General features: G+C 64.8%; 23 protein-coding genes. 16 read left to right on the forward strand and 7 right to left on the reverse strand.

Annotated elements, in window-relative coordinates; genetic code table 11:
• Positions 1-248 precede the first annotated feature (248 nt).
• From JAB4_RS20275 to JAB4_RS20285, 3 genes are read left to right on the forward strand one after another with little or no spacing between them, the layout of a single operon-like run.
• Positions 249-830 (forward strand): DUF2760 domain-containing protein, encoded by a 582-nt coding sequence (locus tag JAB4_RS20275; RefSeq protein WP_070222271.1) that lies wholly within the window; start codon positions 249-251, stop codon positions 828-830.
• A complete protein-coding gene (locus JAB4_RS20280; RefSeq protein ID WP_070222273.1) occupies positions 827-2698 on the forward strand; it encodes an Hsp70 family protein in 1872 nt (623 codons plus the stop codon). The genes JAB4_RS20275 and JAB4_RS20280 overlap by 4 nt, the downstream gene beginning before the upstream one ends.
• Before the next feature lie 5 nt (positions 2699-2703).
• Positions 2704-5478 (forward strand): Hsp70 family protein, encoded by a 2775-nt coding sequence (locus JAB4_RS20285; RefSeq protein WP_070222275.1) that lies wholly within the window; start codon positions 2704-2706, stop codon positions 5476-5478.
• 147 nt (positions 5479-5625) lie between these two features.
• Here JAB4_RS20285 and JAB4_RS20290 read toward each other — a convergent pair whose 3' ends face one another.
• From JAB4_RS20290 to JAB4_RS20305, 4 genes are all read right to left on the reverse strand, one after another.
• Positions 5626-6057 carry a GFA family protein gene (locus tag JAB4_RS20290; protein WP_070222277.1) on the reverse strand — a complete coding sequence of 144 codons (432 nt, stop codon included), beginning with the start codon at positions 6055-6057 and terminating at the stop codon, positions 5626-5628.
• A 63-nt stretch (positions 6058-6120) separates the two neighbouring features.
• Positions 6121-7689: a CHASE2 domain-containing protein gene (locus tag JAB4_RS20295; RefSeq protein WP_070222280.1), complete on the reverse strand. Its 1569-nt coding sequence runs from the start codon at positions 7687-7689 to the stop codon at positions 6121-6123.
• A gap of 79 nt (positions 7690-7768) precedes the next feature.
• On the reverse strand, positions 7769-8965 hold the full coding sequence (locus tag JAB4_RS20300) for a serine hydrolase (protein WP_227742181.1): 1197 nt from the start codon (positions 8963-8965) through the stop codon (positions 7769-7771).
• A gap of 160 nt (positions 8966-9125) precedes the next feature.
• On the reverse strand, positions 9126-10622 hold the full coding sequence (locus tag JAB4_RS20305) for an alginate export family protein (protein ID WP_083286965.1): 1497 nt from the start codon (positions 10620-10622) through the stop codon (positions 9126-9128).
• A 209-nt stretch (positions 10623-10831) separates the two neighbouring features.
• Between JAB4_RS20305 and JAB4_RS20310 the strand changes: the two genes are divergently transcribed.
• Positions 10832-11974 (forward strand): helix-turn-helix domain-containing protein, encoded by a 1143-nt coding sequence (locus JAB4_RS20310; protein WP_070222282.1) that lies wholly within the window; start codon positions 10832-10834, stop codon positions 11972-11974.
• A gap of 143 nt (positions 11975-12117) precedes the next feature.
• On the forward strand, positions 12118-13926 hold the full coding sequence (locus JAB4_RS20315) for an NAD(P)/FAD-dependent oxidoreductase (protein ID WP_070222284.1): 1809 nt from the start codon (positions 12118-12120) through the stop codon (positions 13924-13926).
• A 320-nt stretch (positions 13927-14246) separates the two neighbouring features.
• Here the strand turns inward: JAB4_RS20315 and JAB4_RS20320 are convergent, their stop codons facing one another.
• On the reverse strand, positions 14247-14813 hold the full coding sequence (locus tag JAB4_RS20320) for a YceI family protein (RefSeq protein WP_070222354.1): 567 nt from the start codon (positions 14811-14813) through the stop codon (positions 14247-14249).
• 467 nt (positions 14814-15280) lie between these two features.
• On the opposite strand from JAB4_RS20320, the gene JAB4_RS20325 reads away from it, so the two are divergent.
• The 4 genes from JAB4_RS20325 (at position 15281) to JAB4_RS20340 (ending at position 18393) form a co-directional block, all read left to right on the forward strand.
• A complete protein-coding gene (locus JAB4_RS20325; protein ID WP_071650222.1) occupies positions 15281-15739 on the forward strand; it encodes a YbaN family protein in 459 nt (152 codons plus the stop codon).
• 324 nt (positions 15740-16063) lie between these two features.
• A complete protein-coding gene (locus JAB4_RS20330) occupies positions 16064-16873 on the forward strand; it encodes a methionine ABC transporter ATP-binding protein (protein ID WP_070222288.1) in 810 nt (269 codons plus the stop codon).
• Positions 16866-17540 carry a methionine ABC transporter permease gene (locus JAB4_RS20335; RefSeq protein ID WP_070222290.1) on the forward strand — a complete coding sequence of 225 codons (675 nt, stop codon included), beginning with the start codon at positions 16866-16868 and terminating at the stop codon, positions 17538-17540. The genes JAB4_RS20330 and JAB4_RS20335 overlap by 8 nt, the downstream gene beginning before the upstream one ends.
• A 25-nt stretch (positions 17541-17565) precedes the next feature.
• Positions 17566-18393, forward strand: a complete 828-nt coding sequence (locus JAB4_RS20340) for a MetQ/NlpA family ABC transporter substrate-binding protein (RefSeq protein ID WP_070222292.1) — start codon at positions 17566-17568, stop codon at positions 18391-18393.
• Positions 18394-18471: 78 nt separating this feature from the next.
• Here the strand turns inward: JAB4_RS20340 and JAB4_RS20345 are convergent, their stop codons facing one another.
• A complete protein-coding gene (locus JAB4_RS20345) occupies positions 18472-19089 on the reverse strand; it encodes an OmpW family outer membrane protein (RefSeq protein WP_070222294.1) in 618 nt (205 codons plus the stop codon).
• 364 nt (positions 19090-19453) lie between these two features.
• Here JAB4_RS20345 and fur point away from each other — a divergent pair, with 364 nt between their 5' ends.
• From fur to JAB4_RS20380, 7 genes are all read left to right on the forward strand, one after another.
• The gene (fur, locus tag JAB4_RS20350; RefSeq protein WP_034756687.1) at positions 19454-19894 is read left to right on the forward strand and encodes a ferric iron uptake transcriptional regulator; all 441 of its coding nucleotides are present in this window, start codon (positions 19454-19456) and stop codon (positions 19892-19894) included.
• A 74-nt stretch (positions 19895-19968) separates the two neighbouring features.
• Positions 19969-20331 carry a MerR family transcriptional regulator gene (locus JAB4_RS20355; protein WP_070222296.1) on the forward strand — a complete coding sequence of 121 codons (363 nt, stop codon included), beginning with the start codon at positions 19969-19971 and terminating at the stop codon, positions 20329-20331.
• 73 nt (positions 20332-20404) lie between these two features.
• A complete protein-coding gene (locus tag JAB4_RS20360) occupies positions 20405-20995 on the forward strand; it encodes an NAD(P)H-dependent oxidoreductase (RefSeq protein WP_070222298.1) in 591 nt (196 codons plus the stop codon).
• 180 nt (positions 20996-21175) lie between these two features.
• Complete coding sequence (locus JAB4_RS20365; protein WP_070222300.1) at positions 21176-22393, forward strand: SpoIIE family protein phosphatase; 1218 nt, start codon at positions 21176-21178, stop codon at positions 22391-22393.
• 65 nt (positions 22394-22458) lie between these two features.
• The gene (locus JAB4_RS20370; protein WP_070222302.1) at positions 22459-23016 is read left to right on the forward strand and encodes a SiaB family protein kinase; all 558 of its coding nucleotides are present in this window, start codon (positions 22459-22461) and stop codon (positions 23014-23016) included.
• A gap of 22 nt (positions 23017-23038) precedes the next feature.
• Complete coding sequence (locus JAB4_RS20375; RefSeq protein WP_070222304.1) at positions 23039-23437, forward strand: DUF1987 domain-containing protein; 399 nt, start codon at positions 23039-23041, stop codon at positions 23435-23437.
• Between the two features lie 3 nt (positions 23438-23440).
• A complete protein-coding gene (locus tag JAB4_RS20380; protein WP_070222307.1) occupies positions 23441-24181 on the forward strand; it encodes a GGDEF domain-containing protein in 741 nt (246 codons plus the stop codon).
• A 14-nt stretch (positions 24182-24195) separates the two neighbouring features.
• Here the strand turns inward: JAB4_RS20380 and JAB4_RS20385 are convergent, their stop codons facing one another.
• Positions 24196-24906, reverse strand: a complete 711-nt coding sequence (locus JAB4_RS20385) for a transporter substrate-binding domain-containing protein (protein ID WP_227742006.1) — start codon at positions 24904-24906, stop codon at positions 24196-24198.
• Between the last annotated feature and the right edge of the window lie 158 nt (positions 24907-25064).

Genomic DNA, 25064 nt, shown 5'->3' on the forward strand with positions numbered 1-25064 from the left:
AAAAGATAATGCGCGATTTTAGTCGAAGCGGCGCAACATTCAGCGTTTCTTTGCGCAGGAACAAAGAAAATCGACGCCTCAGGCTCGCTGCGCGGGGGCCGGTGACTTTGGCGCCGGCCCGGTAGCTGGTATCATGCGGGCAAACGCAGCCGGCCATATTGGCGCGGCACATGCACTACCCTGCGAAGCGGCCCCGCCACCGGGCGCGCCGCCGACGCCTCCCTACAGATCAGAGAAACGAGTTCCCTATGAGCACCTCATCGTCCCACCCATCGTTCTGGCGCCGTGTCCCGCTGGCCTTCGGCGCCTTCTTCAACACCCTGTCGGACGCCGCCTATGCGGCCCGCGTGGAAAAGCTGTCGCTGCCCGAGGCCGCCCCCGTGGCACCCGTGGCCCCTGCTCCGGCGCCCGTGCCGACGCCGGCAGCCGCCCCCGTCATTTTGAAAGAAGCGACGCCGGACGCGGCCCTGCAATTGCTGGCCCTGCTGCAACGCGAAGCGCGCTTGATCGACTTCACCCAGGAAAACCTGGGCAGCCATGCCGATGCCGACATCGGCGCGGCCGCCCGCGTCGTGCATGAAGGCTGCGCCAAGGTCATGCGCGAATACTTCACCATCGACGCCGTGCGCCAGGAAGCCGAGGGCAGCCGCATCGTGCTGCAGGAAGGCTTTGACTCGGCCAGCGTGCGCCTGACGGGCAACGTGGTCGGCTCGGCGCCATTCACGGGCACCCTGAGCCACCGCGGCTGGCGCGCCTCGAGCGTGCGCCTGCCGAAACTGAGCGAGCAGCACGACGCCGCCATCCTGGCGCCAGCCGAGGTGGAACTGTGAGCGATCAAGCCAACAACACCCCGCGCTACGCCATCGGCATCGACCTGGGCACCACCCACAGCGCCCTGTCATATGTGAACCTGGTCGAGAGCGACGGCGAGCAATCCAGCCACGGCGTGCTGAAAGTGCCGCAGCTGTCGGCACCGGGCACCGTCGAAGAATTGTCGCTGCTGCCGTCCTTCGTTTACCTGCCGCACGCCGACGAAGTGGCGGCGGGCGATCTGGCCCTGCCCTGGGTCACCGAGGAAGCCGAAGCGCCGTTCGTCGTGGGCGAAATGGCTCGCAGCCGCGGCGCCACCACGCCGATCCGTCTGGTGTCCAGCGCGAAAAGCTGGCTGTGCCACCCGGGCGTGGACCGCCGCGCAGCGATCCTGCCGAACGACGCGCCGGCGGAAGTGGCGCGCATTTCGCCGATCACGGCCGCCACGCGCTACCTGACGCACTTGCGCCAGGCGTGGGACCACGCCCACCCGCAAGCGCCGTTCGCCGCGCAGGAAATCACGGTGACGATACCCGCCTCGTTCGACCCGGCCGCGCGCGAGCTGACGATGGAAGCGGCGCAGGCGGCCGGCTACACCTCATTGACCCTGCTGGAAGAGCCGCAGGCGGCCCTGTACAGCTGGATCCAGACCAGCGAAGGACGCTGGCGCAAGGAAGTCAAGCCGGGCGACATCATCCTGGTCGTCGACGTGGGCGGCGGCACCAGCGACTTTTCGCTGATCGCCGTGCTCGAGCGCGACGGCGTGCTGGAACCGCACCGCGTGGCCGTCGGCGAACACATCCTGCTCGGCGGCGACAATATGGACCTGGCCCTGGCCCACCTGGTGGCGCGCAAGCTGGCCGCCAATGGCACCCAGCTGGACGCCTGGCAAATGCGCGCGCTGACCTACGGCTGCCGCAGCGCCAAGGAAAGCCTGCTGGCCGACAGCGGCCTCGATGTGGCACCGATCGTCGTGCCCAGCCGCGGCTCGAAGCTGATCGGCGGCTCCATCCGCACGGAACTGACGCGCGCGGAAGTGTCCACCTTCATTCTCGACGGCTTCTTCCCCCAGGTGGAAGCATCGAGCCGCCCTGCCGTGCGCACGCGCGCCGGCCTGACGCAACTGGGCTTGCCGTATGCGCAGGACGCGGCCATCACGCGCCACCTGGCCGCCTTCCTGGGCCGGCAAGTGGCAGCAACGGCCGAACTGGAAGGCTTCGCGGGCCGCCAGGCGGAAGGCGCCAGCTTCTTGCATCCGACGGCCGTGCTGTTCAACGGCGGCGTCTTCAAGTCGGACCTGCTGGTGCAGCGCATCATGGCCACCGTCAACGACTGGCTGTACATGGAAGGCGCGGAACCGGCGCGCATGCTGGCCGGGGCCGACCTGGACCTGGCCGTCGCCCGTGGCGCGGCCTACTACAGCTACGTGCGGCGCGGCCACGGCGTGCGCATCCGCGGCGGCACGGCCAGCGCCTTTTATGTGGCCATCGAATCGGCCATGCCCGCCATCCCCGGCATGGAACCGCCGATCCAGGCCCTGTGCGTGGCGCCGTTCGGCATGGAAGAAGGCAGCGAACTGGAACTGCCGGGCCAGCAATTCGGCCTCGTCGTGGGCGAACCCGTGCATTTCCGCTTCTTCGCCTCGTCCACGCGCCGCAACGACCAGATCGGCGATTTGCTCGACTTCTGGGGTCCCGATGAATTGCAGGAGCTGAACGAAATCCAGGCGACGCTGTCCGCCGAAGGCCGTCAGGCCGGCGACGTCGTGCAGGTCAAGCTGCACGCCAGAGTCACGGAAGCGGGCACCCTGGAACTGCTGGCCGTTTCCCCTGACGGCGCCGAGCGCTGGAAGGTGGAATTCGACGTGCGCGGCACGCCGCAGCAATAAGCGCCATGGGCAGCACTGCGGGCAAGCCGGCCTACCTGGTCGGCATCGACCTGGGCACCACCAACACGGTGGTGGCGTATGCGGCGGCTGGCGATGCGCAGGCAGGAATAAACCTGTTCGCCATCGAGCAGCTGGTCGCGCCCGGCGAAGTGGGCGCACGCCCCCTGCTGCCCTCCTTGCGCTACCACCCCGCCGCCGGCGAACTGGCGGCGGGCGACTTGCCGCTGCCGTGGCCGCAGCAGGACGGCGCTGGCGTGGAAGCTGCCGTGCTGGGCGCGTTTGCGCGCCAGCTCGGCGCGCAGGTGCCGGGCCGGCTCGTGTCCAGCGCAAAGAGCTGGCTGTCGCATGCGAACGTGGACCGCCAGGCGCCGATTTTGCCGTGGGGCGCCGATGCCGACGTGGCCAAGGTCTCGCCCGTGGCGGCCAGCGCCAGCTACCTGGCCTACGTGCGCGCCGCATGGAATCACCGCTTCCCGCAGGCGCCCCTGGAACAGCAGGAACTGGTGCTGACCATCCCCGCCTCGTTCGACGAGGGTGCGCGCGCACTCACATTGGCAGCGGCGCGCATGGCGGGCTTGCCCGCGCTGCGCCTGGTGGAAGAGCCGCAAGCGGCCTTTTATGACTTCCTGCAGCGCCGGCGCGCCACCCTGCGCGAAGACTTGTCCAATACGCGCCGCATTCTGGTGTGCGACGTGGGCGGCGGCACCACCGATTTCAGCCTGATCGACGTGGCCTTCGATGACGACGGCACACCGCAGCTCACGCGCAGCAGCGTGGGCAACCACCTGATCCTCGGCGGCGACAATATGGACCTGGCGCTGGCCCACCTGGTGGAAAAGCGCATGGCGGCGGGTGTCGAAGGCGGCATGAAACTGTCTGCCGCACGCTTGTCACAACTGATGGAGCGCTGCCGCGCCGCCAAGGAGCTGCTGCTCTCCACCGACGCGCCCGACAGCGTCACCGTGACCCTGCTGGGCGCCGGCTCGCGCCTGATTGGAGGCAGCCGTTCCGCCGACGTCACGCGCGAGGAAGTGGCGGCCATGGTGGTCGACGGCTTCTTTCCGAAGGTGGAACTGGGCGACACGGCAAAAAAAGGCCGTGCCGGCATCGTTGCATTCGGCCTGCCGTATGCGCAGGACGCGGCCATCACGCGCCACCTGGCCAGCTTTTTGCAGCAGCACCAAGGGCCACTGCCCGATACCCTGCTGCTCAATGGCGGCGTGTTCCGCGCCGACGCGCTGGCGCGCCGCCTGGCCGAGACCCTGGCGCACTGGCGCGGTCAGCCCCTCACCATCCTGCATAACGATAATCCCGACGTGGCCGTGGCCCGTGGCGCCGTCGCCTACGCGCTGGCCCGGCGCGGCCAGGCGCCGCGCATCGGCGGCGGCTCGCCGCGCAGCTATTTCCTCGTGCTGGGCGAGGCGGGCAAGGACCATCGCGCCGTGTGCATCCTGCCGCGCGGCAGCGCCAGCGGCGAGGAAATCCGCCTGACGGAGCGCCTGTTCGCGCTGCGCCTGGGCCGGCCCGTGCGCTTCCACCTGGCCACTTCCCTCTTTGAGTCGGGCACGCCGCCCAAGCTGGGCGAGATCGTCGACCTGAACGCCGGAGAATACTTGCGCCTGCCGCCGCTGGCCAGCGTGCTGCACGCCAGCGACGGCAATGACAAGCGCGAGATCACCGTGCAGCTGGCCACCGTGATGACAGAAGTGGGCACCTTGGAAGTGCACTGCGTGGCCGAAGCCGATGCGGGCCAGCGCTGGCTGCTGGAATTCCAGTTGCGCGGCGAGGAGGAAACGCAGGCCGAAACGTCCAGCGTGCCGCCACGCGTGAAGGAAGCCATCGAGAAGATCGAGCGCATCTTCGGCGGCAAGGCGCAAAAGGTCGAGACCAAGGAAGTGCGCCAGCTGCGCCAGCACCTGGAACGGGGACTGGGCGGGCGCGAAAGCTGGGATACGCCCTTGCTGCGCCAGCTGTTCGACGCCCTGATGCTGCGCGCCCGTGGCCGGCGCCGCTCCGCCGAGCATGAGCGGGTGTGGCTGAATCTGGCCGGCTACTGTCTGCGGCCCGGTTATGGCGATGCGCTCGACCCGTGGCGTATCGAGCAGCTGTGGGCCCTGTTCGATGCGGGCGTCCAGCATCACAAGGACAACCAGGTGTGCGCCGAATGGTGGACCCTGTGGCGCAGGGTCGCCGGCGGCTTGAGCACGGAGCAGCAATTGCGCCTGCTCGACGACTTCGCCTTCAACCTGCAAGCCGATGCGGCCCAGCGCGGCAGCCGACCCGTCACCCTCGTCAACGGCAGCGACGACGACATGCTGCGCCTGGGCGCATCGCTCGAGCGCATCCCCGGCGCCTACAAGGCCGAAGTGGGCGCCTGGCTGATCAAGCGCCTGCAAAAGGCTGATAAAAGGGGCGAAGCGGCGGACACAAATACCCTGTGGGCGCTGGCCAGGGTCGGCGCGCGCCAGCCCTTCCACGGCAGCGCGCACGAAGTGGTCGACAGCGCCACCGTGGCCGACTGGCTGGCCGTGCTGCTGGCGCTGGACTGGAAAAAGGTGGAACCGGCGGCGTTTGCCGCCGCCCACCTGGCGCGCATGACGGGCGACCGCTCGCGCGACATCGGCGACGACCTGCGGGCCACCATCCTCGCCCGCCTGAAAGCCGTGGGCGCCCCGCCCCTGTGGCAGGCGATGGTCAGCGAAGTGACACAGCTGGACGAAGCGGCTACCAAGCGCATGCTGGGCGAAGCGCTGCCGCCGGGCTTGAAGCTGATCGGCTGAAACCATGGCTCACGTAGGTCGGATTAGCGTAGCGTAATCCGACAATGCCACTATCATCCAAAAATAGGGCAATGGCGCGGCAGTGCGCTTGCCGACAGAATGCCGCGTCCTTGAGCGGCAACGGCACGTCGGATTACGCCCGCTGGGCTAATCCGACCTGCTCGCCTTCCCTCCAGGCTCCTCCTCCTCGCTGCGCGAGCCCCGATAGCGCGGCAAGCCATCGTCGAGCTTCAGCCACTCCAGCTGCGTGCCCGTATAGATATGGCTGTGCGGCGGCAGCTGTTCGGGATTGTCCAGGCTGCAGGTAGTCACGTCGACTTCATCGGGATAGGCACTGTCTTCAAAGGTCAGCTGCGTGCCGCAGCGGGGACAAAAGCTGCGCGTGCCATGGACGCTGGACGCATACGACATCGCTTGCCCCTGCCGCCAGCGAAAGTTCGCCCGTGGCACGCTGAACCAGGCGACAAACGGCGCGCCCGACGCGCGGCGGCACACGGAACAGTGGCAGGCGCTTTGATGAAAGCTGTCCGCGCCAGCGTCATAGCGGACCTCGCCGCACAAACATCCTCCCGTCAGCATGGCATCCTCCTGCAATATGAAAAAGGCGCCCAGTTTAGCGCCGCCGCGGCGCCACGGTTTGCGCTAGATCACGGCGACGATCAACAGCAGCAGCGCCAGCGGCGCCTGCACCAGCACGATGCCCGGATGCGTGCGGCGCAGCTGGGCCCATACGGACAGGCCCGGCACTTCCTCGTGCGGGTGGTGGGCTTCGTCGCGCAGCGACATCGCGTGCAGGAACATGCCGGCGATCAGGGGCCCGGGATTGACCCACCAGCCCTGCTCGAGCAAGCCGCGCGACAGGTAGATGGCCAGCGCGCCGATGGCGAACGGCGAAGCCCACACCAGCGCCAGCATCAGGCGGATGCCATAGAATTCCGCCAGGGTGCCCACGCGGTGCAGGCGGCTGAAATCGTGGTCTTCCATGCGCTTGTCGATGGCCAGCTCGGCGCGGCCGTACAAGGTCCACAGGCCGCCGAACAGGCAGCCCAGCAGCACGCCGATGACGATGTCGGCCGCGAACACCACGTATTTATTCACGTCGGCCGTGCCGATGCCCAGCGACGTGTGGGCGGCCGCGTGCAGGTGCAGGCCGGCCTGCTCCCCTTCGGCCGTCGTATAGCGGTCGCGCACGTCATAGGTGCTGCCGATATACACGACGTTCTTGCGTAGTGCATTCGCCGCCACGCCGGCCTGCCCATCGATCAGTTGTACGCGCGTGCGCGTGGGGTTCAGGAAGGCCGGCGCCACGGCGGCCGGGTGAAACGGCGCGGTGACGGCGTTCTGTTCCGCCGCCGCCCTGGCGTCGCCGTGGATGACAGGTTCGAACGCCCAGCGCGCCAATTCCTTTTCGCTGCCCGTGCGCCGCGCCAGCTGACACACGCGGCCGGCCAGTGCCAGCCCTTCCTTTTGCTCGGACAGGACGGCCGGCATGGGCTGCTTCTGCTCCTGCTCGTCGGCGCCATGCGCCAGCTCGAAGGCCACTGCCGCCAGCACGGGACTTTTCAGTTCGATACGCGTGACGGCGCCCATGCGCTCGCGGATCCGCGGGCTGGCGAAGTGGATGCCGGCCGCGCAGCGCGCGCGTATCCACGCCAGGTTCGCATTCTGGTCCGATTGTTCGGGCAGGATCAGCACCAGTTGCCGGCCCTCGGCGGCCAGCCGGTCGAGCAGGCGGTCGAGCGGCCGCTCGCCATCCTTGTGTTGTTCATACACGGCCGGCGCCAGGTCCAGGTCGATGGCCAGCACCTTGCTGCCGCGCGCGGCGGCGCTGGCGAGCACTTGTTCCAGGCGCGTGCGTTCCAGCGGTTCGCGCTCGTCGAACACCCGTTCGAACGCGGGCTGGTCTATTTCGATGATGCCGGGCCGGTAGGCGGCGCCCGGGTCCTTGCCCCGGTTCAGCAGTTGCCCCTGTTCCGCGCTGGCGCGCAGCATGGCCGCATCGAGCCATTCGAGCACGTGAAAACCTTCCAGCAGCAGCATCAGCGCGGCGATCAGGCTGGCGCCGATCACGTGATGCAGCAGATGCGTGCCCGTCAGCTTGAAGGCCGAGCCCAGCTGGGCGACCGGCCACAGCAGGCGCCGCCACAGCGGGGGGCGCGGTTGGTCCGGCTGGCTGGTTTCCACGGTGCGTTCCCCTTGCGTGCGCTGCATGAATTATCATTCAAGCAACAAATGATGACGAAAGGATAGTATATTGCAGTTGTGCCCGTTCAGCCGCACGGCTGGCAACCTACTTCGGCTTGGCCAGCAGCAGCTTGCCCAGCGCTTCGAAGGCCGGCGTGGTGGTCGGGTCGTTCGCCGCATTGGCCGCCGTCGGCGTCGAGGCGAAACGCACGATCACCATTTCCGCCTTCGGATCGACATAGATGCGCTGGCCGTACACGCCGCGCGCCATGTAGGCGCCATGGTCGTTATGCGTGACCCACCACATGTCGCGGTAGCTCCAGCCCTTGAGCAGATCGTAGCCGCCCTTGGCGAACAGCTGCTTGTCGCCGCCGCGGCGGATATCGTCGACGGCTGCCTTGGGCAAAATCTGCTGGCCGTTGTAGCGGCCATCGTTGCGCAGCATTTCGCCGAAGCGCGCCAGGTCGCGCAAGCCCGCATTCAGGCCGCCGCCGGCAAACGGCGTGCCCGTCGAATCGACCGTCATGTAGGCATCCTGCTCGGCGCCCAGCTTTTGCCAGACATGCTCGGACAGGTAGTCGTTGACGTTCTGCCCCGTGACACGGGCGATGATCCAGCCCAGCACGTCGGAATTGACCGTGCGGTAGCCGAACGCCTCGCCATGCCGGCCCTCGTGCCGCACCGTTTGCAGGTACTCGAAATAGCTGCGCGGCCCCGTGTAATCCTTGGGCTTGGGCAGCGGGCTGCCGGCCGCCGCGTGCTGCCACACTTCCGCTTTCGGGTCCGCGTAATCTTCGCTGAATTGCAGGCCCGTGGTCATGTCCAGCACCTGGCGCACGGTGGCATCGCCAAACGCCGACTTGGCCAGTTCCGGCACATACTCGGCCACTTTTTTGTCCGGATCGAGCTTGCCTTCGGCCACCAGCGCCGCGCCGATGGTGCCCATGACGGACTTCGTCACGGACATGGCGCCATGCTGGCCGCTTTCCTTCAACACGCCAAGATAACGTTCATACACGATGCGGCCCCGGTGCAGCACCACGATGCCGTCCGTGTAGTTGGCGCCCAGCGACTGCTCCCAGGTCATCGTTTCCTTCGCGCCCAGAGGCGTGAAGCGCAGGCTGTCGATATCCGTGCGCAGCGCGCGTTTCAGGGGCACGGGTGCCTTCAAGCCGCGCGAGACATCCACCGTCGGCATCAGCTGGCGGAAGTGCGACACGCTCCAGCGCAGCTGCGGGAAATTGAAATAGCTGCCATCGTCGAAACGGATGATCTTGTCGGCCGGCGGCGGCGCGCCCACCATCCATTGCAATGCGGCCGGATCGCTGGCGGCGGCCGACAGCGGCGCCGTCGCCTCTCCCGCGTGGGCGCCGGCGGACAGCGCCAGGCAGGCGGCGGCCAGGGCCAGGCGTTTCATGCTGGGAAAATCGTTCATGCGATGCTCTCCTTGATAGACAGAATATTTAATAAACCCATACCACGTTCGCCAGCCATCCCGTCCAGGTCCTGGCCTGCCCGTTCACCAGCTGGTTCACGCCCGACTGCGCGAACGAGGCGCTGAAGCCCAGGGTCAGGTAGGTATTCGGGTTCACCACGCGCACGTATTTGACGAAGACGTCGTTGGCCAGCATCGGGCGCAGCACGCCGGCGATCACCACGGGCGCGCCGCCCGGCACGTCGAGGCGCGTGGCCTGGCCGAACTGCAGCGGGCTGCCCATCTGGTTGGCCCGCACCTGGGCCAGGTAGGCGGTCACGGTGTCCTTCGGCGTCGGGTGCAGCTCGATGGTGGCCTGCAGCGCATTCACGTTGGCATTGACGAAGACCCAGGTCGCCTTGCTGCCCGAAGCCCAGGCGCCCGGCGTGCCTTCGAAGAACAGCGGATCGAAGCGCTCATTGCGCGCCGTGCGCGGATCGTCACCGGAAAAGCTCTGGTAGCCAAGCGTGAACTTCGGCGTCCACGCCACGTCGGGCAGCGAAAAGCCCCCTTCCGTGCGCCAGCCCCAGGCCCGCATCGGCTCGCGCGTATTCCACTCGCGCGCGGCATCGACGCCGAACCAGCCTTTCGACAGCACGGTGGGCAGCACGGGAACGCGCGCGTAGCCATACACGAACTGCAAGTCCTTGCGGCCGTCAGGCTCGGCCAGCGGTGCGCCGATGCCGCCTGGCGCCGCCTGCGGATACGCCGCATGCGAACGGGGCACCTTGCCATACGCGACGCCGGCCTTGCGGTCGTTCGCGGGCGCGTAGCTGACGTCAACGCCGACGACGCGCGTGCCGCTATCGTTGTCGGGATTTTCATTCGGGTCGAGATAAAACGCCTGGGCGCTGAACGCGTCCTGGCTTATTCTGGCCACCACGGAATTCTGGAAAGCCTTGCGCGGCCCCAGTTTCAGCGCGCCGCGGTCAAAGCCGTTCGAGCCGCCATTGGCGATCAGCATGCCGGTACCCAGCGTGAAATTCTGCGCGCCGGCCGACACATCGACCATGGCGCGCGTGCCGCCGAGCGGCATGCGGATGCCGGCGACGAATTCCTCGATCGAGATGCGGCCCGTGTCGCCCGCGCCAAACGGATCGTGGCGCAAGGTGCCCGAGCCGACGGCGGACACGCGCGCATACAGCTGCTTGCCGTCGCTCAGGTTGCGCTTGAAACCGAGCGCCGGCTTGACATAGAACTCGTACCAGTAGGGATTGAAATCGAAGCCGGGATTGCGCGCCGGCGTATTCGACAGCTTCCAGAACAGATTGCTCTCGCCGGCCACCTGCACGCCCGCTTCCACGGAACGCGTCATTTGCCAGCCGGCGGCCATGGCCGGTTCGACGGCGGCGCGCCGGGCTACCTCTTTTTCCAGGCTGCTCTGGCCATCGGGATCGAGCTGGCCGGCGGCGCCGCAGGCGGCGCTCCAGCCCAGCAGGGCCAGGATGAGTGAGCTGCGCACGGGGAATATCGCTTGCGTTGTCATAGGTATCCCTTGCGATAGCTGACCTCAGATTTGAACGGATGTTATCAGAGATGCTCTTTTTTATTGTTGTAAAGCATCCTACTGTGCGGCGCCAGGCGTTGAGACGAACGTCTCACGGCAGCCCATGCTGCAGCGCAGGATGCGCCATCCGGGGCTTCGTGCTACAAACAAAATACCATAAAGCAGATACCGAGACACCGGAGAGCGCCATGCCCTACGTCCGCCAGACCAGCCATATCGAGCGCGTGCGCGACCTGATCGCCGGCCGCGTCGTCAATCCTGGCGCCGATACGGCCAGACTGGCGTCGTCGTACCGGCGCTCGCTGGACGACTACCGGCTCGATCCCGCGTCCACCACGGGGCCGCGCATCCTGACGGGCGCCGAACTGCGCGCCATCCAGCAGTCCGAGGAAAATTTTCTGCGCTCCACCGGCCAGTGCCTGCCGCGCCTGCACGCCATGGTGCGCGAAGCGGGCTACTGCGTCATCCTCGCCAACGCGCGCGGCGTGACGATCGACTACGCGGTCGACACGGACCAGCGCAAGGAATTCAAGAAGGCGGGCCTGTACCCGGGCTCGTGCTGGTCGGAGGAGGAAGAAGGCACGTGCGGCATCGCCTCCGTGCTGCTCGACCAGGAAGCGATCACCGTGCACAAAACCGACCACTTTCGCGCCGCCTTCACGGGCCTGACCTGCAGCGCCGCACCGATCTTTTCGCCGCACGGCGACTTGATCGGCGTGCTCGATGCCTCGGCCTTGAATTCGCCCGATGCGCGCGACAGCCAGCGCCTGGTGAAACAGCTGGTGCGCCAGAGCGCGACCCTGATCGAGGACGGCTTTTTTCTCACCTCCTATGGCCATTGCTGCATCCTGCTGGCGCACCGCAACCGCCATTTCGTGGAAGTGCAGCCGGAGATGCTTCTCGCCATCGACGAGCATGGCGACATCGTCGCCGCCAACCGCTGCGCGCGCGACGTCATCGGCGGCCTGGACGCCCTTCCCCGCCCCGTCGCCGACGTGCTGGAAGTACGCGCCGAACGGCTGTTCGATGCGCGTACGGGACACAGCCTGCTGTCGCTGCGCCTGGCCGGCGGCAGCACCTGGCTGCACGCGCGCGTGCGCGCGCCGCTGCGCCAGTCCAGCGCGCGGGCACGCGTCAAGAACGCGGCCCCCGTGACGCAGGACGCTCTGGCCTGCACGCCGCCGGAGCTGGCCGAGCGCACGCGCATCGTCAACGCCATGAACGCCGCCAAATGGCGCCCGCTGCAGGCGGCCGCCATGCTGGGCGTCTCGCGCGCCACCCTGTACCGGCGCATCAAGCAGCTGCACATCGTGCCGCCGCACCGCCAGTAAGGCATCCGGCACGCTGAGATTTCCGTCTCACATTCCGCCATGCTGCGCTGCGGAATGCGGGGCTGGAACGCCAGTGTTACAACATCGTCAGCGGCAACACAGCCGCATCCCATCATAAAGTCAGCAGACTTGGAGGAGACACGATGCAAACCGAAATCAACCCGCACGACCTGGCCGTGGCCGGCATCCTGGAGCAGCTCGAAGGCTGTCTTCGCGCCAGCGACGGCACGGGCGCCGCACAGCTGTTCGAACAGGATGGCTACTGGCGCGACCTGGTGCTGTTTACCTGGAACCTGAAAACCCTGGAAGGCCGCGGGCAGATCGCCGCCATGCTGGCCGCCCAGCTAGGCGCCGTGCAGCCGGTTGCCATCCGCATCGCCGACGGCGAACATGCGGCGGAAGCGGGCGGAGTGGTGCAAAGCTGGATCACGGTGGAAACGGACGCGGCGCGCGGCGTGGGCTTCATCCGCATCCGCGACGGCAAGATCTGGACCCTGCTCACCACCATGAGCGAATTGAAGGGTTTCGAGGAAGCCAAGGGCGGCCGGCGGCCCATGGGCGCCGAACACGGGGCGCGAACCAACCGCAGCAGCTGGCTGGAGCACCGCGAACAGGAAGCGGCCGAACTGGGCTACGCGCGCCAGCCCTATTGCGTCATCATCGGCGGCGGCCAGGGCGGCATCGCGCTGGGCGCGCGGCTGCGCCAGCTCAATGTCCCCACCATCATCATCGAGAAAAACGCCCGTCCCGGCGACAGCTGGCGCAAGCGCTACAAATCGCTGTGCCTGCACGACCCGGTCTGGTATGACCACATGCCGTATATCCCTTTCCCGGATAACTGGCCCGTCTTCACGCCGAAGGACAAGGTCGGCGACTGGCTGGAGATGTACACCAAGGTGATGGAACTGAACTACTGGGGCTCGACGTCATGCGAATCGGCCAGCTTCGACGAGGCCAGCGGCGAGTGGACGGTGCAGGTGCTGCGCGACGGCCAGCCCGTCACCCTCAAGCCGCAGCAGCTGGTGCTGGCGACGGGCATGTCGGGCAAGGCGAACATGCCGAAGTTCAAGGGCATGGACGTGTTCCAGGGCGAGCAGCAGCACTCGTCGCAGCATCCGGGACCGGACGCGTATGCCGGCAAGAAGGTGGTGGTCATCGGCGCGAACAATTCCGCGCACGATATCTGCGCCGCCCTGTGGGAAGCGGGCGTGGACGTGACCATGGTGCAGCGCTCGTCGACGCACATCGTCAAGTCCGATTCCTTGATGGACCTGGCGCTGGGCGACCTGTATTCGGAACGGGCGCTGGCGGCCGGCATGACCACAAACAAGGCCGACCTGACGTTCGCCTCGATCCCATACAAGATTTTGGCCGACTTCCAGAAGCCCGTCTTCAAGGCCATCCGCGAGCGCGATGCGGACTTTTATGCGCGCCTGGAAGAACGCGGCTTCATGCTCGATTTCGGCGACGACGATTCGGGCCTGTTCATGAAATACCTGCGCCGCGGCTCCGGCTACTACATCGACGTGGGCGCCTCCGAGCTGGTCGCCGAGGGCAAGATCAAGCTGAAAAGCGGGGTCGGCGTGCAGGAACTGAAAGCCCATTCCATCGTGCTGTCCGACGGCACGGAGCTGCCCGCCGACCTCGTGGTGTACGCCACCGGCTACGGCTCCATGAACGGCTGGGCGGCCGACCTGATCTCGCCCGAGGTGGCGAATAAAGTGGGCAAGGTGTGGGGCCTCGGTTCGGCCACGACGAAGGACCCGGGCCCGTGGGAGGGCGAGCAGCGCAATATGTGGAAACCCACGCAGCAGCAAGCGCTGTGGTTCCACGGCGGTAACCTGCACCAGTCGCGCCATTATTCCCAGTACCTGTCGCTGCAGCTGAAGGCGCGCATGGAAGGGTTGAACACGCCCGTATATGGGCAGCAGGAAGTGCATCACCTGGCGTGATCGTAGCCAGCAACCCGTGTAGGTCGGATTAGCGCGGGAAGCGCGTAATCCGACACCTTGTTGGCGGCTCATGTCGGATTACGCGCGGCGTTGCCGTGCTAATCCGACCTACCACCATCCAAAATATGAGCAGGAGGCGCATCACCTGGCGTAAAAGCCCGCGTAGGTCGGATGAGCGGCACGCCGCGTAATCCGACACATTGCAGGCGGTTCATGTCGGATTACGCGCGGCCTTGCCGCACTAATCCGACCTACCACCACTCAAAAAAAATGGCGGCGGACCGAAGTCCGCCGCCATTTTTACGTCATGCAGCCAACGATTACTGCTTGATGGCTTCGATCGCAAACGTCAAAGTGACGTCATCGCTGACGGCCGGCGCATATTTGCCGGCGTTGAATTCCGAGCGCTTGATCTTGGCCGTGGCATTGGCGCCGCACGCGTCTTTTTTCAGCATCGGGTGCGGTGCGCAGGTGAACGAGGTGACGGTCAGGGTCACTGGCTTGGTCACGCCTTTCAGGGTCAGGTTGCCTTCCACGGAGGCCAGCTTGTCGCCGTCGAAATTGAACTTGGTCGATTTGTACGTGGCGACGGGATACTTGGCCGTGTCGAGGAAGTCTTCGCCCTGGATGTGCGAGTTGAACAGGGTCGAACCCGTATCGACGGACTTGGTGTCGATCAGCACTTCGACGGCGCCCGTCCTGGCGGCGCGGTCCAGGGTGACCTTGCCGGTGGTGTTATTGAAACGGCTTTGCTGCGTCGAGAAACCCATGTGGGTGTATTCGAAACGGGGGAAAGTATGGCTGCCATCGATGACATAGACTTCCGGAGCGGCAAAGGCGGACAGCGAGAAGCCGGCGGCGGCGATAAAAGCGAGCAGTTTTTTCATTGTAAATTCCTGTTTGAAGTGGAGGATGTCAAAATCGCAACCGGCGGCAGGCGGGAAGCGCTGCGGCTGATTGTCTGGCTTCAGTTGCAACAGATTATGCATGGCATGAAGATCGATGTAAAACGGAAAATATACCTAGTTAGCATCGAAAAAATCGATAATAACGGTAAGGATGTCCACGACAACGTCTTCTGTTGCCGATTATTGTCTGCATTGCCAAAAATATCCAGCGTTATCCGGCGCCTCAGACCAGGCCGCAAATGAGAATGATTCTTGTTATTACCCTGCAGGATTGTTATCATTGCGGCCCCGGCAAGCCTGCAGCTTCGCCTTGATTCCTCCATAATAGCGCAGCACATACGGCAGAAAAACATGACGGCCACCCGCCACGATACGCACACCTTGAACGCACAGCCCATCGTTTCCCCGCCCCGCAGCCAGGGCCTGACAGCCGGCGCCCTCGCCTGATGGGCGAGCCGCACGCCCAGGCTTCCCTGCGCGAAGCGCACGGCGCGCGCCTGCGCCGCTGGGCCTGGACCGCTGCCGGCGCCCTGATGGTGCTGCTGGGGATCATCGGCGCCATGCTGCCCGTCATGCCGACGACGATTTTCCTGATCCTCGCCCTGGCCTGCTTCAGCCGCGCCTCGCCGCGCCTCGAGCACTGGCTGCTGCACCATCCGCGCTTCGGCCCATCGCTGCGCCAGTGGCGCGAACACCGCGCCGTGTCGCGGCGCGGCAAGGCCATGGCTTGCCTGGGCATGGCCATCGGCTTCGTCGCCATGTGCCTCGGCCATCCGCCGTGGTGGGTCATCGCCATGGTGGGCGCCATGGAGCTCGCCGTGCTCATCTACCTGTTGCGCCGTCCCGAAGGTCCTGCGGCCAGCGGAGCAGAATCTGCCCGTGAAGAGGACAATCGCAGGCAGTAAACGGCCGTGCCTGCGGCGAAAAAACGGCAACTGAGCCGAACCGCACATAAAATCACCGCGATGCCTGCACAGGGCGCGTCGAACTTTTCACCAAGATGCGGTTCCGCCACGCCCATCGGCGCGATTAAATTCGGCAAGAACGCCGCTTTTCCGCTTTTTTCACTTGAAAACAGTCGCATAGACATTATTTGCATATTCAAAGCAAGATTCTGTCGTAGGAGTAATAACACGATCGGAGGTATACTACGCAACCGACGTAACAGGCTGGGCGATTTGGCCCCTGCAAGCACGCCTGTGACGGTCCAATAAAAAAGGAAACACTGCATGACCACACCACACCGTACGCCGGTGATTCGCATCGATGGCGCGAACAAGACCTTCGCGCTGCCCAAGGGCGAACAATTCCACGCGGTCAAATCGGTCACGCTGGAAGTCTATCCCGGTGATATTTTCGGCCTGATCGGCAAGAGCGGCGCCGGCAAATCGACCCTGCTGCGCCTGATTAACCTGCTCGAGCGCCCCGACAGCGGCACCATTACCGTGGCCGGGCGCGAACTGACCCGCCTGGGCAAGAGCGAGCTGCGCGACGCGCGCCAGAATATCGGCATGATTTTCCAGCAATTCAATCTGCTGCAAAACGCCAGCGTCTTCGACAACGTCGCCTTCCCCCTGAAAATCCATGGCACGACCAAGGGCGAGCAGATCGCCGCCAGAGTCGAGGAATGCCTGGCGCTGGTCGGCCTGTCCGACAAGCTGCACAGCTATCCGGCGCAATTGTCCGGCGGGCAGAAGCAGCGCGTGGCGATCGCCCGCGCCCTGGCCAGCCACCCCGACGTGCTGCTGTGCGACGAGCCGACGTCCGCGCTGGACGCGGAAACGACGCGCGCCCTGCTCGACACCCTGCGCGACATCAATGCGCGCCTCGGCGTGACCATCGTCATCGTCAGCCATGAGCTGTCGGTGCTGGGCGCCATCTGCAACCGCGTGGCCGTCGTGGAAAACGGCGCCATCGCCGAACAATTCGACTTGAGCGACACGGCCACTCCGCGCAAGACGGCGCTGGGACGCGAGCTGGCGTATTACGGCACCGAAGCGTTTGAAGCCACCGCATGGAAGGATGCAACACATGTTTGAAGAATCGATCAATAACGTCGTCAAGCTGCTGCCGGAAATCTGGGTGGCGCTGGGCCAGACCATGACCATGCTGGGCATCGGCTTGACCGCCGCCATCCTGATCGGCGGCCCGCTGGGCATTTTGCTGTTCCTCGTCTCGGAAGGCCAGTCGCTGGAAAACCGTCCCCTGTCGACGATCCTGGGCTGGCTGGTGAATACCGTGCGCAGCTTCCCCTTCATCATTTTGCTCGTCGCCCTGACGCCGTTTACGCGCATCATCGCGGGCACCTCGATCGGCCCGCTGGCGGCTGCCGTGCCGCTGTCGTTCGCCGCCATTCCCTACCTGGCGCGCCTGGTGGAACAGAACCTGCGCGAAGTGCCGCGCGGCGTGATCGAAGCGGCGCACGCCATGGGCGCGTCGGAAATGCAGATCATCTTCCGCGTGCTGCTGGTCGAAGCGCGCTCCGGCCTGGTGCTGGCGCTGACCGTGCTGTCGATCAGCTTCCTGTCGTATTCGGCCGTGGCCGGCGTGGTGGGCGGCGGCGGTATCGGCGACCTGGCCATCCGTTACGGCTACTACCGCTTCGAGACGGACATCATGGTCGCCACCGTGGCCATCCTGATCGTGCTGGTGCAAACCATCCAGTTCGCCGGCACGCGCATCGCCAAGCGCCTCGACAAACGTTAATTCAAATTCAGAAACAAGGACCTGCATGAACCACCTTCGCCGTAATTTGCTCCTGGCCGCCGCCAGCCTGGCCTTCGCCACCGCCGCCCACGCCAAGGACCCGAAAGAACTCGTCATCGGCACCAGCTCCGGCCCGTATTCCGACCAGCTGAAGCTGGGCATCAAGCCTATCCTGGAAAAACAGGGCTACAAGGTCAAGATCGTGGAATTCAACGACTACGTGCAGCCGAACTACGCGCTGGCCGAAGGGTCGCTGGACGCCAACGTGTTCCAGCACATCGTCTACCTGACCAAATTCGCCACCGATAACAAGCTGCCATTGAGCTCCTTGATCACCGTGCCGACCATGCCGATCGGCCTGTACGGCGGCAAGCAGAAAACCCTGGCCGACGTGAAGAACGGCGCCACCATCACCATGCCGAACGACCCGACCAACCAGGCGCGCGCGCTGGTGATGCTGGCCAAGATGGGCTGGATCAAGCTCAAACCGAACGTCGACCCGCTGCGCGCGTCCGAACGCGACGTGCTGGAGAACCCGAAGAAGCTGAAACTGGTGCCGCTGGAAGCGGCGCAGCTGCCACGTTCGCTGGCAGACGCCGACTACGCCTTTGTGAACGGTAACTTCGCCCTGGCCGCCGGCATGAAGCTGACCTCGGCCCTCTCCGTGGAAAAGATCTCGGACAGCTACATCAACCTGGTCGCCATCCGCACGGCCGACAAGGCCAAGCCATGGGTGAAGGACCTGGAAGCGGCCTACCGCTCGCGCGCCTTCCTCGACGCGACGAACAAATACCTGGCCGGTTACGAAAAGACGGACTACCAGCTGGCGCTGGAAAAGACGCTGAAAAAATAAACAGCGTGCACCAAACGTAAAAAGGACGGCCAAGGCCGTCCTTTTTTATTGTCCGCGCCTTGCGGGCGCCATCACTATTTAGAAGCGGTAGCCCACGCCTACGCCGATCAGGATAGGATCGACTTTGACTTCGCTGATCTTGGCGCCGCCGGCCAGTACGTCGCTGCGGATCTGTACTTTCTTGATGTCAAAGTTCAGCGACCAGTTTTTGTCCAGTTTGTAATCGACACCGGCTTGCAGCGAGTAGCCCCAGCTGTCATGCTCCAGGCGGCCTGCGCCGTTCAGCAATTTCACGTCCGAGATATTCGTGTAGTTCACGCCGGCACCTACGTATGGGCTGAACTGTTTTTCAGGCATGAAGTGGTATTGCAGCGACAGGGTCGGCGGCAAATGCTTGAAAGTACCGATCTTCGTGCCGGACAAGGTAACGTCATGCTTTTGCGGATACGTCAGGATCAGCTCGGCAGCGATGTTAGGCGTGAAGAAATACGAAATATCGATTTCAGGAATCGTCTTGCTGCTGACGTGAATAAGGTCGGATGCGCCGACGCCACCAACAGGAGCAGATTTGTTGGCCGGATCGATGTGCACGGCGCGGGCACGGACCAGCCATGGGCTTTCCTGTGCCATTGCGTTGCCGGCGAAGGCGCCGATGGCGGCCAGGACGATTGCTGCTGCAGTTGCGGACTTTTTCATTCTAGTTCCCTCTTTTTGTCGTTAAGTAACGCTGCGAAGTCTAAGAGTGCAGTGCAACAAAAACTTTGATCCACATCAAATAGTGCTAGATGGCATCACTAGACGGATTTTTTCCTTTGCCCAAGTCAAGAAAATGCGGCAATGCAGCGTGACCGGATGCAAGGTCCCCTATTTCAGCGGCCAGCCAGCCGCGCAATGCTGAGACAAGTTGCGCGCCGCGCAATGGTTACTTGCGCCGATGTCACTGGATTGCCGCCGGCCCCTGCAGCATACTATTTCCAGTGCACACATGAGAATGGTAATGATTATCATTTGCGATATAATGGCTTACCTCGCTCAGCGACTACAAAAAGGAATGGGAGACATGGATATATTGAGGGAACTGCGTGAATCGGGCTTGAAAGTGACCATCCCCCGCTTGCGGATTCTGCAGCTGTTCCAGGAAGGCACGATCAAGCACCTGAGTGCGGACGATGTCTACAAACTCTTGCTGGCCGAAAAGATCGACGTGGGCCTGGCCACCATCTACCGCGTGCTGATGCAGTTTGCCGAGGCCGGCATTCTGTTTCGCCGGCACTTCGAATCGGGCCACGCCGTGTTCGAACTGAATGAAGGCCAGCACCACGACCACCTGGTCTGCACGGGTTGCGGCAAGGTCGATGAATTCGTCGACGAAGGCATCGAACTGCGCCAGAACGAGATCGCCGCCGAACGGGGCTTCGTGCTGCACGAGCACGCGCTGTCGCTGTACGGCACCTGCGCCGAGTGCACGGCGAAGAAAGTCCCGCCGCGCAAAGCCTCCTGAGGCAGCGCGGAAGGTAGCGCCTGGCAAGCCACCTGCGCTACACTGCGTGCGCCGCAGCTCAACAAGGGACAAGCATGTACATCGGAGAAATCGCCCGCCTGGCGGGCACCTCGCCCAAGGCCTTGCGCCACTATGAAGCGCTGGGCTTGCTGGGCGACGTGCGCCGTTCCGGCGCCTATCGCGTCTACACGCAGCAGGACCTGGCGCAGGTCAAACTGATACGCCAGGCGCAGGTCCTGGGCTTCCGCCTGGCCGAACTGCTGCCCGTCCTGGCCGGCGACGATACGGACTGGGCCGCCCTGTCACGGCACATCGACGCCAAGCGCGCGCAGGTGCGGCAGGATATCGCCCGCCTGCGCCAGCTCGACGCGCAGCTGGCCGACATCGACACGGAAATCCGCGACTGCCTGGCGCGCCAGCAACTGCAGGCAGCCTGACACTGCGCGCTTGACTCTGCCCCCAGGGGCAGGCTTTAGCATGCAAGCTCTTCTTTAACGGACAGCCTGCATCATGACCAAGACGACACCGAAGCGCATTTTAATTCTCCTCGGCCACCCCTCCAGCGACAGTTTCTGCGCCGCCCTGGCCGAGGCCTACGCCGCCACGGCCCGCAGCGCAGGCCATACCGTGCGCGAACTGCGCCTGGGCCAGCTGGACTTCGACCAGAACCTGCATGAAGGCTACCGCCAGGTGCAGCCGCTGGAGCCAGACTTGCTGGCCGCGCAGGAAGCCATCAGCTGGGCCGAACACCTGGTGTTCGCCTACCCGATCTGGTGGGGCGGCGCGCCGGCCCTGCTGAAAGGTTTTGTCGACCGTATCTTCCTGCCCGGCTTTGCCTTCAAATACCGCCCGGGCAAGGCCTTTCCCGCCCAGCTGCTGAAGGGCCGCACGGCGCAGCTGCTGGTGGCGATGGACACGCCGCCCTGGTATTTCCGCTGGGTCTACCACATGCCCGGCATTCACCAGCTGCGCAAGACGACCCTGGAATTTTGCGGCGTCAAGCCCGTCAAGGTGGCCTGCTTCGGCCCCATGATCGATTCCACCGGCACGCAGCGCGCGCGCTGGCTGGAGCAGGCACAGGCGCTGGCCAGGCGTCTGTAAGCCCGGCAGCGGATTGCCATGCAGCCATCTTGCATACGGTTTTGACAAGCCGGTAATCAAGCCGTCATATTCAGCGGCTACCATGATGATATTGCCTGTTTGTCAGTCGCCTTGCTCTCGCGACAACAAAGGTCCGATCGTCATGTAAAGGTAGCCGCTGTGGAGTTCAACGCTTCTCGATTGCATCTTCCCCGTTATCGCACGTCCGTGGCGCTTGATCTGTGCGTTCCCACGGAATCCGTGCAGGCCGACGCCAGCAACTTCGCCGTGCTGGAATTGTTCACGGAACGGCGTGACATGATGAGCCTGCCCGTCACGGAGCAGCAGAAGCCGATCGGCTTAATCAGCCGCAATATCTTCATGTCGCAGATGTCCAAGCCCTTTTATCACGAGGTGTACGGCAAGAAGAGCTGCATCGCCTTCATGGACAAGGAACCGCTGATCGTCGATGGCGCCATGAGCATCGAAGACCTCACTTTCCGCGCCGTGGAAGCGGGAGAGAAGGCGCTGGCCGACGGCTTCATCATCACCGAGGATGGCGCGCTGGCCGGCGTGGGCTTCGGCCTGCAGCTGATGAACGTGGTGGCCACCATGCAGGCGGAAAAGAACCGGCAGATCATGCACAGCATCGATTACGCCAGCGTGATCCAGCGCGCGCTGCTGCGCACCTCCGATGCGGAATTGCGCGCCACCCTGCCCGACGCGCACCTGGAATGGCAGCCGCGCGACGTCGTCGGCGGCGACTTCTACTTTTTCGAACGCCACGAAGGGGGCTGGTTCGCCGCCATCGCCGACTGCACGGGCCACGGCGTGCCGGGCGCCTTCATGACCCTGATCGCCTCGTCGGCCCTGAGCCAGGCCTTGCGCGAACGGGGGCCGCGCGATCCGGCCGCCCTGATCGGCGCCGTCAGCCGCGCCATCAAGACCCTGCTGGGCCAGGACGGCGCCGACAGCGGCGCGGCCACCGGCCACGCCGGCTCGAACGACGGCATGGATTGCGCCTTTTTATGCTACGACACGGCCAGCGCCAGCCTGCGTTTCGCAGGGGCGAAACTGGCGCTCTACGTGGTGGCGCCGGGCGAAGAAGCCGTGCGCGCCATCGATGGCGCGCGCATGGGCGTGGGCTACGTTGACACGCCGGCCGGCTACTGCTGGCACAACGAGACACCCGACATTCCCGCCGGCAGCCTGCTGTTCCTCACCACCGACGGCTTGCTCGACCAGATCGGCGGCGCGCGCGACATCGCCTACGGCAAACGGCGCATGCGCGAGCAGCTGCTGGCGCGACGCGACGCGCCGGCCGGCGACGTGGCGGCGGCCCTGCTGCAGGACAGCGCCGCCTGGCAGGGAAAACAGCCACGCCGCGACGACCTGACCTTTTTCTGTTTCCGCCTGTAGTCTGGGCGCCATCGAGCCACCTTATCAACAAGACACCGGGTCACCGGCTAGCCAGGAGCACGCACGTGCTGTACGAAGAATTCAACGAGTTTTGGGATGTGGCCCGCAAGCGCAACATCATCTTTTTTTACGTGGGCTATTTCTCGCAGCACGTGGTGAGCGCCATTTCCGAAACCATCAAGGCGCGCCTCGATACGGCCGGCGCGGCCGGGCCCACGCGGCGGCGCATCTTTTCCTCATTCATCGAGATGTCGCAAAACATCATGCATTATTCGGCCGACAGCCTGACGCCCGATGCGCAGCTGGACCAGCAGATGCGGCGCGGCTCGTTTTGCATCGGCACGCGCGGCGACAGCTTTTTTCTGCTGTGCGCCAACCCCGTCTCGACCGACAACGTGGCGCAGATCCGCGCCCGCCTGGAACCGCTGCACACGATGACGATGGAAGAAATCCGCCTCGCCTACAAGAAGGCCCTGCGCGAGGAAGCGCCATCGGACAGCAAGGGCGCGGGCCTGGGTTTTCTCACCATGGCGCGCGATGCCAGCGAGCCGCTGGAATTCGAATTCGTCCAGGACCCACAGGAACCTGGCCACACCATCTTCTGCATCAAAGCCATCATTTGAAAGAGCCGACTCAGGAAAGCATATGCAATTACCGTCACCACTGTTCATCGCCGCGACCCCGAGTTCGCCCGAAATCGACTTCCGTTTCGAGCAGCACACCCTGTCGATCAAGGGCGAGTCGTATCCGGAAAACGCGGCCGCCTTCTATGGTCCGCTGATCGCCGCCGTGCGCGCCTATCTGGAAGGCTGTCGCGAAGCTGCCATCACCGTCAACGTCTCGCTGGCCTACTTCAACAGCTCCAGCACGAAGATGCTGTTTACCCTGTTCGACACCCTGAACCAGGCGGCCGTGGACGGCAACCAGGTGCGCCTGAACTGGTATCACGACGAGGACGACGACACCATCCTGGAATTCGGCCAGGAGCTGCAGCAGGACTTTACGGCCCTCGACTTCCACGACCATCCCGTGCAGGGCAGCTAGGGCATGCGCGCCGCCATCTCCGAGTCCGGCCTGGAGCCCGACCTGTTCACCGTGGAAGCGGCAGCGCTGGCCGCCGCGCGCCGCATGCACGCCGACGCCAACGCCTCGGGCGCGGAACAACGGCGCGTGCTCGGTGAACTGATCGTTCACTACGAGCGGCTGATGCGCGAGACGCGCCGCCTGATCGGCCGCAGCGACCGCGCCGAGCGCGACATGCATCTGCTGAACCGGCAATTGCAAACCCTGGCCGGCCAGCTCGAATACCGCGCCACGCACGACCCGCTGACGGGGGCCCTGAACCGCGGCGCCGTGATCGACCATGCCTCGCGCTGCCTGGCGCAGGGTGACATGGCGCTGATCGTGCTCGATATCGACCTATTCAAGCAGGTCAACGACGACTTCGGCCACCCGGCCGGCGACGGCGTGATCCAGGCCGTGGTCGACTGTTTAAAAGGGTTGCTGGGACAGGAAACGGCCATCGGCCGGGTCGGCGGCGAAGAGTTTTCCGTGGTCTGGCCCACTTCCTCGCGCGACGAGGCGGCGCAAGTGGCGCAGCGCATCTGCGAGACGGTCGGCCGCCAGCGCCATGCGGCGCCCATCACGCGCGCCATCACCATCAGCGTGGGCCTGAGCTGGAACCGCGCCGGCACGCCGTTCGAAACGGCCTACAGCCATGCGGACCAGGCCCTGTACCAGGCCAAGCGCGAAGGACGCAACTGCGTGCGCCAGTGGCTGGAGAGTTAAGTCGATGCGCTGAATCAGCGCAGCTGTTCGCGCGCCATGCTGCCGTCGCGGCGCATGGCCGCTGCCGCGCGCTGCATCGCCGCCACCTGCGCCTCGGGCACCTTGAGGTTGCAGGCCAGGTAAGTCTGCACGCGGTTGAAAGTCAGCAGGGGCACCACCTTGCCTTCCCATTCCTTGCCGACGAAAGGCTTGCTGCCCACCGCCAGGCCGACGGCCCACAGGTCGATGCGCCCGAGCAGCAGCTTTTGCGGATTGATCCACTCCTGCGTGACAGGCGCCACGTTCATGCCGTGCTGGCGCAGGTAGTCGTCGCGCGCGTCGCCGAGCACCGTGCCGATCACCAGGCCGCGCGCATCGGCCAGGGTGCGCAGCGCCAGATGCCGCTTGGCCAGGCCATACAGTATCCATTCCGCTTCGTTGAGGGGGCCGATCCAGCGAAATTGCGCTTCGCGCTCTTGCGTGCGGGTGGTGGAAAAGATGCAGGTGTCAGGCTCGCGCAGCGCCTGCGCATACGCGCGTTTCCACGGCAGCAATTCCATCGTATAGCCGATGCCGGCGCGCGCCATGATGTCGCGCACCTTCAGCGTTTCGCGTCCCACGACGACATTGCCTTCCATCATGCTCGACGGCGGCAAATGCTCGCCGACGATGCGCAGGCCCGCCGCCCCGGCCGCCGCCGGCAGCAACAGCGCCGCCAGCAGCCATGCCATGCTTGCTTGTTTCATGCTTGCCTTCTTCTACCACAGGGGATACGCAGCCCTGCACCTGCAGGATGGTACCATCGGCCCCCGCCGGCCATGGCCAAAGGTTGTCAGCTAAACCATTATTTTTCCGTAACGTGGCTCAGGGCCAACGCCGGGATCATCATGCGAGGGGAGGATGG

The sequence above is a fragment of the Janthinobacterium sp. HH102 genome, from assembly GCF_001758625.2.
Classification (GTDB): Bacteria; Pseudomonadota; Gammaproteobacteria; order Burkholderiales; family Burkholderiaceae_D; genus Janthinobacterium.

Excerpts from the sequence above, each read along its gene's own strand:
- JAB4_RS20305 (WP_083286965.1), bottom strand. The coding sequence starts at position 10,622 with ATGACAACGCAAGCGATATTCCCCGTGCGCAGCTCACTCATCCTGGCC.
- JAB4_RS20375 (WP_070222304.1), top strand. The coding sequence starts at position 23,039 with ATGCAATTACCGTCACCACTGTTCATCGCCGCGACCCCGAGTTCGCCC.
- JAB4_RS20295 (WP_070222280.1), bottom strand. The coding sequence starts at position 7,689 with ATGCAGCGCACGCAAGGGGAACGCACCGTGGAAACCAGCCAGCCGGAC.
- JAB4_RS20310 (WP_070222282.1), top strand. The coding sequence starts at position 10,832 with ATGCCCTACGTCCGCCAGACCAGCCATATCGAGCGCGTGCGCGACCTG.
- JAB4_RS20285 (WP_070222275.1), top strand. The coding sequence starts at position 2,704 with ATGGGCAGCACTGCGGGCAAGCCGGCCTACCTGGTCGGCATCGACCTG.
- JAB4_RS20360 (WP_070222298.1), top strand. The coding sequence starts at position 20,405 with ATGACCAAGACGACACCGAAGCGCATTTTAATTCTCCTCGGCCACCCC.
- JAB4_RS20325 (WP_071650222.1), top strand. The coding sequence starts at position 15,281 with ATGGGCGAGCCGCACGCCCAGGCTTCCCTGCGCGAAGCGCACGGCGCG.
- JAB4_RS20335 (WP_070222290.1), top strand. The coding sequence starts at position 16,866 with ATGTTTGAAGAATCGATCAATAACGTCGTCAAGCTGCTGCCGGAAATC.
- JAB4_RS20300 (WP_227742181.1), bottom strand. The coding sequence starts at position 8,965 with ATGGTGGGCGCGCCGCCGCCGGCCGACAAGATCATCCGTTTCGACGAT.
- fur (WP_034756687.1), top strand. The coding sequence starts at position 19,454 with ATGGATATATTGAGGGAACTGCGTGAATCGGGCTTGAAAGTGACCATC.
- JAB4_RS20290 (WP_070222277.1), bottom strand. The coding sequence starts at position 6,057 with ATGCTGACGGGAGGATGTTTGTGCGGCGAGGTCCGCTATGACGCTGGC.
- JAB4_RS20355 (WP_070222296.1), top strand. The coding sequence starts at position 19,969 with ATGTACATCGGAGAAATCGCCCGCCTGGCGGGCACCTCGCCCAAGGCC.
- JAB4_RS20275 (WP_070222271.1), top strand. The coding sequence starts at position 249 with ATGAGCACCTCATCGTCCCACCCATCGTTCTGGCGCCGTGTCCCGCTG.
- JAB4_RS20380 (WP_070222307.1), top strand. The coding sequence starts at position 23,441 with ATGCGCGCCGCCATCTCCGAGTCCGGCCTGGAGCCCGACCTGTTCACC.
- JAB4_RS20345 (WP_070222294.1), bottom strand. The coding sequence starts at position 19,089 with ATGAAAAAGTCCGCAACTGCAGCAGCAATCGTCCTGGCCGCCATCGGC.
- JAB4_RS20385 (WP_227742006.1), bottom strand. The coding sequence starts at position 24,906 with ATGAAACAAGCAAGCATGGCATGGCTGCTGGCGGCGCTGTTGCTGCCG.
- JAB4_RS20320 (WP_070222354.1), bottom strand. The coding sequence starts at position 14,813 with ATGAAAAAACTGCTCGCTTTTATCGCCGCCGCCGGCTTCTCGCTGTCC.
- JAB4_RS20340 (WP_070222292.1), top strand. The coding sequence starts at position 17,566 with ATGAACCACCTTCGCCGTAATTTGCTCCTGGCCGCCGCCAGCCTGGCC.
- JAB4_RS20330 (WP_070222288.1), top strand. The coding sequence starts at position 16,064 with ATGACCACACCACACCGTACGCCGGTGATTCGCATCGATGGCGCGAAC.
- JAB4_RS20315 (WP_070222284.1), top strand. The coding sequence starts at position 12,118 with ATGCAAACCGAAATCAACCCGCACGACCTGGCCGTGGCCGGCATCCTG.